This is a genomic window from Microbacterium sp. P2_F9, assembly GCF_056403635.1.
Genome location: NZ_JBFUFC010000025.1, coordinates 21,675 through 30,712, shown reverse-complemented (window position 1 = coordinate 30,712; position 9,038 = coordinate 21,675). Strand labels below are relative to the sequence as shown.

Annotated in this window: 7 protein-coding genes; 4 read left to right on the top strand and 3 right to left on the bottom strand. The window is 69.5% G+C overall.

Going from position 1 to position 9,038, the window contains the following annotated elements; all coding sequences use genetic code 11:
- Both AC1DVT_RS04495 and AC1DVT_RS04490 read left to right on the top strand, forming a co-directional pair.
- On the top strand, positions 1-905 hold a 905-nt coding region (locus AC1DVT_RS04495; RefSeq protein ID WP_477386868.1), incomplete at its 5' end, for a DUF6421 family protein.
- A 202-nt stretch (positions 906-1,107) separates the two neighbouring features.
- Entirely contained in the window at positions 1,108-3,249 is a 2,142-nt protein-coding gene (locus tag AC1DVT_RS04490; protein ID WP_477386866.1) for a S8 family serine peptidase, read from the top strand.
- Here the strand turns inward: AC1DVT_RS04490 and AC1DVT_RS04485 are convergent.
- Positions 3,239-4,669: an MFS transporter gene (locus tag AC1DVT_RS04485; RefSeq protein WP_477386864.1), complete on the bottom strand. Its 1,431-nt coding sequence runs from the start codon at positions 4,667-4,669 to the stop codon at positions 3,239-3,241. The two genes, AC1DVT_RS04490 and AC1DVT_RS04485, sit on opposite strands and share 11 nt — an antisense overlap.
- A gap of 55 nt (positions 4,670-4,724) precedes the next feature.
- Here AC1DVT_RS04485 and AC1DVT_RS04480 point away from each other — a divergent pair, with 55 nt between their 5' ends.
- On the top strand, positions 4,725-5,399 hold the full coding sequence (locus AC1DVT_RS04480; RefSeq protein ID WP_477386862.1) for an SDR family NAD(P)-dependent oxidoreductase: 675 nt from the start codon (positions 4,725-4,727) through the stop codon (positions 5,397-5,399).
- A 7-nt stretch (positions 5,400-5,406) separates the two neighbouring features.
- On the opposite strand, the gene AC1DVT_RS04475 is transcribed toward AC1DVT_RS04480, so the two are convergent.
- Complete coding sequence (locus AC1DVT_RS04475) at positions 5,407-5,910, bottom strand: SRPBCC family protein (protein WP_477386860.1); 504 nt, start codon at positions 5,908-5,910, stop codon at positions 5,407-5,409.
- Between the two features lie 97 nt (positions 5,911-6,007).
- On the opposite strand from AC1DVT_RS04475, the gene AC1DVT_RS04470 reads away from it, so the two are divergent.
- Positions 6,008-7,075 carry a threonine aldolase family protein gene (locus AC1DVT_RS04470; RefSeq protein ID WP_477386858.1) on the top strand — a complete coding sequence of 356 codons (1,068 nt, stop codon included), beginning with the start codon at positions 6,008-6,010 and terminating at the stop codon, positions 7,073-7,075.
- 15 nt (positions 7,076-7,090) lie between these two features.
- Here the strand turns inward: AC1DVT_RS04470 and AC1DVT_RS04465 are convergent, their stop codons facing one another.
- The gene (locus AC1DVT_RS04465) at positions 7,091-9,019 is read right to left on the bottom strand and encodes a M3 family metallopeptidase (protein WP_477386856.1); all 1,929 of its coding nucleotides are present in this window, start codon (positions 9,017-9,019) and stop codon (positions 7,091-7,093) included.
- Between the last annotated feature and the right edge of the window lie 19 nt (positions 9,020-9,038).

The following is a 9,038-nucleotide window of genomic DNA, read 5'->3' as shown; positions in this document are numbered from 1 at the left end:
CCGCGGTGCTGTTCCCCGAGACCGTGGCGATGCGGGAGATCCCGACGTTCACGTGGGGGGCGATCTTCCAGGACCGCGAGGCAGCGCGCTACCGGCGAGTCGTGCGCGCGGCAGCCGAGATCACCAAGCTCGACATGCCCGCCGAGGCGGCCCGGATGCTCGACGACCAGGCGCTCGCCGAGCGGACGTTCGTGATGTGGGACATCATCCACGACCGCACGCACATGCGCGGCGATCTGCCGTTCGACCCGTTCATGATCAAGCAGCGGATGCCGTACTTCCTGTATTCGCTGGAGGAGCTGCGGTGCGACCTCACGGCGTTCCGCGAGTGCGTCGCGATCACGGCGAAGCTGCGGGCTCGGGCTGCGGCGCATTCGGCCGGTGAGCCTGTCGAACCGCTGGACGAGGTCGAGGCCGAGACCCTCGAGCAGGCGGTGCTCGTGCAGTACGCCGTGATCTTCGACCGGATCTTCCGGTTCGCGATCACGGGCACACGCGTGCGCAACTACGACGGGCTCGGCGGTCAGCTGCTGTTCGCGTGGCTGCACCAGCGCGGGGTGCTGCACTGGACCGACACGTCGCTCGCCTTCGACTGGGACGGCGTCCCGGCGGCGGTGGTCGCCCTCGGCGACGCGATCGACCTGCTGTACTGGCGCTCGATCGACCGGCCGAAGGTGGCGCACTGGCTCGCCGCGTACGAGCTGGTGCGCTCGACGCTGACGCCCCATCCGGCGTCGGCGTGGGCGCGGGGACTGCCGGACGAGGTGCTGTCGGGACTTCCGAAGGGCTACACCGACGCCGTGCTGGACGATGAGTTCCCGCTCTCGATGTTCTTCGAAGCCCTCGAGAAGAAGATGCGCCCCGTGATCGAATCGACGTCCGGGATCCGGGCCACGGACGTCTGACGCCTGACGCCGCGGACTGACAACGCCGCGCCGCGRGCGCCTGGTCGACGGATCCGGCACCCGCGGTGCGGTGTTATCACGCCGGTGCGCGACAAGCAAGATCTTGCATTCTCCCGAGCGCACCCGGAAGACTTCACGAACCCGCCCTCCCCCTGCTGTGAGTCGTGGGTCCGTCATGTCCCACCCCAGAAGGGTCCACAGAATGGCATTCATCGCTCGGCGGCACACCGTCGCCTTGGCAATCGCGACCACATTGGTCACGATTCTCGCTCCGATCTCGGCTGCGTCGGCGGCACCACCGTCGAACAGCGACTCGACCGAATCCTCGGCGGTCGACGCTTCGACCGCCCTGGTCGTGCTGAAGGGCGACCCGGTCGCGACATCCACCTCGGTCGATCGCAAGGGCAAGCGCGCGGACCTCGATAGCGCGAAGACCAAGTCGTATCGCGCCGTCCTCGCCGCCCAGCGCAACGACTTCAAGAAGTGGCTGCAGACCAACGCACCGAAGGCGAAGATCACCGGGTCGGTCGACGTCTCGCTGAATGCGGTGTCGGTCACACTCAACGGCACCTCTCTCGACCTGTTGAAGACCGCACCGCAGGTCACGGACGCCCAGTACAGCGGGCTCTACCACCCCACCGACGACGACCCCGACCTCGCCCTCATCAACGCGGTGCAGGCCTGGGGAGGCGGCGGCGCGGCCGGCGCCGGCGCGGGCATCAAGGTCGCCATCATCGACACCGGCATCGAGGAGTCGCACCCGTGCTTCTCCGGCTGGGGCGACAAGGACGGCGCGAACAACCACACGAACAACAAGGTCATCGTGGCGAAGGTGTTCGCCAACAAGGCGGCCAAGCTCGGCTTCGACGAGACCGCAGTCCAGGATCATGGGACGCACGTCGCCGGCACCGTGGCATGCAACATCGGGACCACCGCGATCGTCGACGGTGTCACGATCCCCCACACCATCTCCGGTGTCGCCCCCGCCGCTCTTCTCGGCAACTACAACATCTTCCCGGGAACGATCGAGGATGCCCGCAGCGAAGACATCCTGAACGCCCTCGACGCCGCCTACGCGGACGGCATGGACGTGGCGAACATGAGCCTCGGCGGCGACGCGCAGGGGCGGCACGACCTGCTGACCAATGCCATCGACAACCTCGACAAGGCCGGCATGCTCATCGCCGTCGCGGCGGGCAACTCCGGCCCCGGATTCGGGACGGTCGAATCACCCGGTTCCTCGGCGAATGCCCTCACCGCCGGCGCTTCGTCGGTCCCCCACCAGGTCGCCTACTCCGTCAGCACCTCCAAGGGCAAGGCCCCCGGTGTGGCGGGCGACTTCGGCACCCCCGCGCCCGGCCCCCTCGGCATCATCGACGTGGTCGAGGGAACAGGTCCGGTCCCCGAACTCGCCAACGTCAGCCAGGCGTGCGAGACGCTCCCCAAGGGGACCGGTGTCGCGGTGATCTCTCGCGGAACGTGCGACTTCACCGTCAAGGTGCGCAATGTGCAGGCGGCCGGCTACAGCGCGGTGATCGTGATCAACCGGGTCGATGGCCTCCTCGCTATGGGCAGCAACGGCGAGCCCGACCAGCCGGTTCTGCCGAGCATCCTGATCTCGCTCTCGGATCGCGCTGTCGTGCTGGGAGCCGTCGGGGAGCCGGCGACGCTCAACGCGCCCGCCTACTTCAATCCGCTCGGCGCGAAGAACCAGCTCGCGGACTTCTCGAGCGAGGGCCCGACCGACGTCGACTTCCGCATCAAGCCCGACCTCGTGGCTCCGGGCGTCAACGTGCTCTCCTCGGTGGTGGGCGGCAAGTTCGCCTTCTTCAACGGCACGTCGATGGCAACGCCGCACCTCGCGGGCGCTGCCGCGGTGGTGATGAGCCAGCACAAGGACTGGGCACCGTGGCAGGTGCGCTCGGCGCTCACCAACACCGCCAATCAGGGCGCCCTGACGCCGTTCTATGACAACAAGCAGGACGACCCGAACCTCATCGGCGCCGGCCTGCTCGATGTCAAGGCCGCGGTCGACGCGAAGGCGCTGCTGTCGCCGGTGAGCGTCAGCTTCGGCAAGGTGCCGAGCGGTGCGGGCAAGGCGTCGTCGACCACGGTCAACGTCCAGAACCTCACGGGTGGAACGCTGACGCCCGTGGTCGTCGCTGCGACCGGAGCTGCCACGTTCACGGTCTCGGGCCCCGTGGCCGCCGGCTCCGGCTCGTTCACGGTCACCGGAACGACCGCCAAGGGCGCAGCCGCCGGGCCGGCGTGGGCGACCGTGGAACTGCGGGATGCCGGGGGCAAGGCGGTGGCGCACCTGAGGGTGTACCTGGTCATCGCGTAGTCGGCGCCGACCGATCTTCGACCGGTTGATCAAGCGAACGGGAGCTCCCGGCCTCACCAGGCCGGGGGCTCCCCTCGTATTCCGCGGACAGGGTGCGATAGGCGCGCGTTGTGAACGCGAGGAGCGCGAGCACCACCATGACCAGCCCCGCCACGAAGAACACCAGGGCGATCCCCCGGGCTTCGCCCTCGCCGAGCAGCCAGCCCCACGTCTGCTGCCCGGCATCCGACTCCATGTACGGGATGATCCAGAACTGGGCGATCGGCGCGATCAGGAACGCGGTGATCGGCGCGGCCGACGCCTCGAAGGCCTGGGCGAAGCCGAAAACGCGCCCCTGCGTCTCGTACGGGACCACCTTCTGGACGACGGTCTGCTCGGATGCCTCGATCACCGGGATGATGCACATGTACAGCCAGATCCCCAGGGCGTACAGCCACCAGAACTCGCGGATCGTGAAGAGGCTGCCGAGCAGGCCCATGACGATGACGAACAGCAGCATCGTGCGGATGGGATTGCGGCCGAGACCGAACTTGGCGATCACCGCGCCGCCGATGATGAACCCGGTCGCGGTGATGCCGAGGATGACCCCCCACCACTCGACCGGGAAGAGCGTCAGACCATAGGGGTCCATCAGGGCCATGTAGACCCCCCCGATGAGGTTGTTCAGTGTCGAGAAGAGGATGAGGGCGAATAGCCCCGACACCGCGGCGACAGCGCGCACGCTGCCGCGCAGGTCGATGAACGGGCGCTTCTCGGTCGCCGCAGGCGGCGCACCCTCGGGGATCCGGATGAACAGCAGATGCACGAGCGCTGCGGCCGTGAGCACGAGCGCGATCAGGAGCGCCCAGCCCATGCCGAGGAGCCCGATGGCGAGACCGCTGAAGATGCTCGTCACCATGAAGGCCATGCCCTGGACGGTGCCGACCAGACCGTTGGCGTTGGCGTGGCGCTCCACCGGCACGAGCAGGGTGACCGTGGTCGACAGTGCGATGCTGCGGAGGTTCTCGACCACGGCGCCGAGCAGGATGATGCCGGCGAAGAGCCAGAACCAGGGTCCGCCGAGATCGATGAGGGTCGACTCCGGAAAGGCGAGGTACAGCGCGCCGGCCGCGAGGAACGCGACCAGGGTCACGACGGCGGAGGCCACCATAACGCGATGCTTGCGGTGTCGATCGACGAGGGTGCCGAAGAGCATCCCGAACAGCGCGATCAGCAGCATGTAGACGCCGCCGATGATGCCGGTCGCGAGCACCGACTTCGTTTCGAGGTAGGCCCAGAACGTGAGCGCGAACCAGAGGAAGCTCGTCGTGATGTTCGCGGCGCCGGTGTTGATCAGCACCTGCAGGAAGATGCGCATGCCGCCCGGCGGGGCGAGCACGGTCTGATCTGCAGGATCTGGCGGGGCGGCGTCAGCTGCCATGGCCCGAGGGTAACGTCCCCCTGCGACATTGGGAACCCGATGGGAAGATGAGCGGATGACGACAGCCGCGCACCCGCGCACCCTCCTCCTCGCCGGCGGAACGAGCGCCGTCGGCGCCGTCGTCGCCCGCGCCGCGCTCGACCGCGGCGACCGTGTCGTCATCGTCGGGCGCGACGTGACAAGACTCGCCTCCCACGAGCGGGACCTGCCGGGGATCGTCGCGGTCGCCTGCGACCTCACCGACGAACCCGCGGTGTTCGCCCTCGCCGAACGACTCCTCGGCGAGGTCGGCCGGGTCGACGGCCTTCTGCACCTCGTCGGCGGATGGCGCGGCGGCGGGGGTCTCGCCGGGCAGACCGAGGCCGACTATCGGTTCCTCGAGGTGTCCTTCACCGCCCTCCGGAACGTCACACGTGCCTTCGACGCCGACCTGCGGCATTCGCATGCCGGGCGTCTGGCGATCGTCTCATCGACGGCCGTCGCGCGGCCCCTCGCCGGCGGGGCGAACTACGCCGCGGTCAAGGCCGCGAGCGAGGCCTGGACGCGCGCGGTCGCCCAGGGCTTCGCCAAGGCGGCTCGGGATGCCGGCGAACCGCTGCGCGCGGCATCCGTCATCTTCCGGGTGAAGGAGCTGGACGGGCTCGAGCACACCCTCGCCGAGGCGTTCGTCGGGCTGTTCGCCGAGGATGCGGGGTCCCTCAACGACACGGTGATCGACCTCACGCGATAGCCGGCCCTCAGCGGGTGGGAGGCGACACCAGCTCCGCCATCTTGTCGAGGCACTGATCGAGCCCGCCGCGCGACAGATCGCGGGCCGCTTCAGTTGTGTAGCCGTGCTCGGTCATCTCGAGCCGGGTGCGCCCGTCGCCGAGGTCGGTCAGCAGCACTTCGTGGTGACCCTCGGCCGGAACGCCCTCGATCGGGATACCCGCCTCGGCGGGCGTGATCGGCGTGCCACTCGCATCGGCGAACCGGTGCACGTAACGCAGCACGCTCGGCGGATCGATCTCGGTGATGTCCCACGCGCTGTGCTGCTCGAAGCCACCCCACTCGGCCGGTGCGCGCATCGTCACGAAGATGCGCCCGCCCGGGCGGACGTCCGCCTCCGCATGCGGGCAGGTGAACCCGGTCGGTCCCCACCACGCGCGCAGATCCGCCGGGGTGGTCCACGCAGCCCACACCCGCTCGATCGGCGCATCGAATTCGCGCTGGACCTGGACATCGAACGTCTCGCTCGTCATGTCGTCTCCTCCGTCATCCCGCCTCGAAGGTAGCGCCGGCGGGGGACACTGTCGATGGATGGAGGGAGCGGATGCCGCGGCCGTAGGCTTGATCCCCGTGACCACCATCCACGACCCGAGCGTGCGCGGCTTCGCGTCCGACAACTACTCCGGCATCCACCCCGAGATCCTCGCCGCGATCGCGGCGGCCAATGACGGGCATCAGGTCGCGTACGGCGAGGACGCATACACCGCCCGCCTGCAGGAAGTGATGGTCCGGCACTTCGGCGAGGGCGTCGAGGCGTTCCCGGTGTTCAACGGCACCGGGGCGAACGTCACAGGGATCCAGTCGATGCTGCCGCGCTGGGGCGCGGTGGTCGCGGCATCCACCGCGCACATCAACGTCGACGAAGGCGGGGCGCCGGAGCGGGTCGCGGGCATCAAGATCCTGAACATCCCGACGGACGACGGCAAGCTCACCCCCGAGCTCATCGACCGCGAGGCGTGGGGCTGGGGCGACGAGCACCGCGCGCAGCCGCTCGCCGTGTCGATCACCCAGTCGACCGAGCTCGGCACGCTCTACACGCCGGACGAGATCCGCGAGATCGCGGACCACATCCACCCGCTCGGCATGCACCTGCACCTCGACGGGGCGCGCATCGCCAATGCCGCGGCAGCCCTGGATCTTCCGCTGCGGGCGTTCACCCGCGATGCGGGCGTCGACGTGCTGAGCTTCGGCGGCACCAAGAACGGCGCGATGGTCGGCGAGGCCGTCGTCGTGCTCAATCCCGAGGCGGCGACCGGCCTCAAATACCTCCGCAAGCTGAACATGCAGCTGTCCTCGAAGATGCGGTTCGTGTCGGCTCAGCTGATCGCCCTGCTCGAGGGCGACCTGTGGCTGCGCAACGCGCAGCACTCCAATGCGATGGCCGCGCGGCTGCGCGCCGGCGTCGAGGCGGGGATCGCGGAGGGGCTGATCCGGGGGGTCGGCTTCACGCAGCCCACGCAGTCGAACGGCGTCTTCGCGACGCTGCCCGACGGCATCGCCGACCAGCTGCGCGAATCCTTCCGCTTCTACGACTGGGATGCCGCGAAGAACGAGGTGCGCTGGATGTGCAGCTTCGACACGGCACCGGGCGACGTGGACGCGTTCGTCGCCGAGCTCGCGCGCCTCACCAACCCCTGACGCGACGCATGCCGATCAGGCGCCCGGTGTGAGCCACTCCCGGTAGGCGTCGAAGGAGTACGGGCGGCCCAGGAACGACTCGACCAGGTCGCTCGCGTCCCGGCTGCCGCCGGGCTCGAGGATCTGCTCGCGGTAGCGTGCCGCGACGGCCGGATCCATCAGGTCGCCGCCGAACGCCGACAGGAGGTCGCGGGCGATCACGAGGCTCCACTGGTACGTGTAGTAGCAGGAGCCGTAGCCGGTGAGGTGCCCGAACCCCGCGTAGGGGTGCAGCCCGCGCAGGGGCTGGACGGGTGAGGACGTGGCGTAGATCCGCTCCGTCTCGGCCTGAAGGTCGTCGGGACGGTCGACATGGAGGTGGTATGAGACCCGTGCGTGCCCCAGCTGCCGACGCACCTCGAGCGCTCGGCCGAAGGCGTCGGCCGTGCGCATCCGCTCGACCAGCTCGGCAGGGATGGGGTCGCCGTCCGCGTTCGCGGTGAAGGTCGCGAGCACGGCGGGATCCCACGCCCACTCCTCCAGCAGCTGGCTCGGCGCCTCGACGAAGTCCCACTCCGTCGCCACGCCGGTGAACCGCGCCCAGTGCTGGGCGCCGCCGAGGATGTCGTGCACGAGGTGGCCGAACTCGTGGAAGAACGTGACCACCTCGTCGTGGGTCAGCAGTCCCCGCGCGAAGTTGCACAGCAGCACGGCCTCCGGCAGGACCCGCCCGGTGACTCCGGGAGCGAGCCCGAAGCATGCCGCGTGGTTGAACTTGCCCTCACGCGGATGCAGGTCGAGATGGATGCGGCCGAGCACGTCGTCGCCGCGCAGGACGTCGTACGACTGCACGTCGTCATGCCAGGTCGCGACATCCGCCGGCACGTACCGGACGTCCAGCAGCCGCCCCGTCGTCTCGAGCACGCCGGGCAGCACGCGGTCGAAGGAGAAGTACGCCCGCACCTCCTGGGCGTCCACGTCGTACTGCTCGCGCTTGATCGCGCCGAGCACGTACCAGAAGTCCGCGATCGTCACGGCCGCGGCATCCGGTGCGTCCTGCTGCAGCCGCTCCAGCAGCTGCGGGTATTCGGCGGCGGCCGCGGCGGCGGATGCCTCGTCCAGCCGGGCGAGGAACGCCGGGATCGCAGGACCCTCGCCGATCATCCGCGGCTCGGTCTCGTAGGCCGCCCAATCGGCATAGCCGAGGAGCCGCGCCCGCTCCTCGCGCACTGCGAGGAGCTCCGCGAGGATGGGCTCGTTCTCCGGCCAGGCGAGGTCGTTGAACGCGGCGACGATCGCCTCCCGCGTCGCGCGGTCGGACGCGTACTCGCGCACCGGCATCAGGTCGGTGTACTCGGTGGTGAGCACGACGAGCCCGTCGTCGCCCGGCGGGTGCTCGTCGATGAAGTCCTGCGGGAGGCCGGCGAGCGCGTCGGGGGCGACGCGGATCTCGCGACGGCCCTCGCGGACGTTGCGCGCGAACGCGAGGCTGAGCTCCGTGTCGCGGTCGGTGAGCACGCCGACGCGTTCCCGCGTCTCCTCGTCGAGGTCGACGCCACCTCGGCGGAAATCGCGCAGCAGATGCACGAGGAGGCGCCGCGCGTCCGCGTCCAGCCCGGAGACATCGGCATCGGCGAACACCGTCCACAGGTCGCGATCCAGCAGGCGGGCCGACGAGAGCGACTCGAGCGCCTGCACCTGCTCCTCGGCGCGGGTGCGCACGGCGGCATCGGGATGGGCCTCACTGAGGAGATAGGCCTCGCTGGTCGCCTGCCGCAGGGCGAGATCGGCGTCGTTCCACAGCTCGAGCCTCGCGAACGTCGGGCGTGCGGCATCCGACTTCAGCTGCTCGTCGACGCCCTGGACGAACGCCGCGGCGCGGTCGGGTCGGTCGCCGGCGAAGGCCAGCCAGCCGTCGGGATCGGTGGGGAACGAAAGGGGCGCGGGAGCGGATTCGGTCGTCACGCTGAGAGCCTACGACGCA

Bases quoted from the DNA above. Each gene is read 5' to 3' on its own strand.
- AC1DVT_RS04490 (WP_477386866.1), top strand. From the start codon at position 1,108: ATGGCATTCATCGCTCGGCGGCACACCGTCGCCTTGGCAATCGCGACC.
- AC1DVT_RS04485 (WP_477386864.1), bottom strand. From the start codon at position 4,669: ATGGCAGCTGACGCCGCCCCGCCAGATCCTGCAGATCAGACCGTGCTC.
- AC1DVT_RS04480 (WP_477386862.1), top strand. From the start codon at position 4,725: ATGACGACAGCCGCGCACCCGCGCACCCTCCTCCTCGCCGGCGGAACG.
- AC1DVT_RS04475 (WP_477386860.1), bottom strand. From the start codon at position 5,910: ATGACGAGCGAGACGTTCGATGTCCAGGTCCAGCGCGAATTCGATGCG.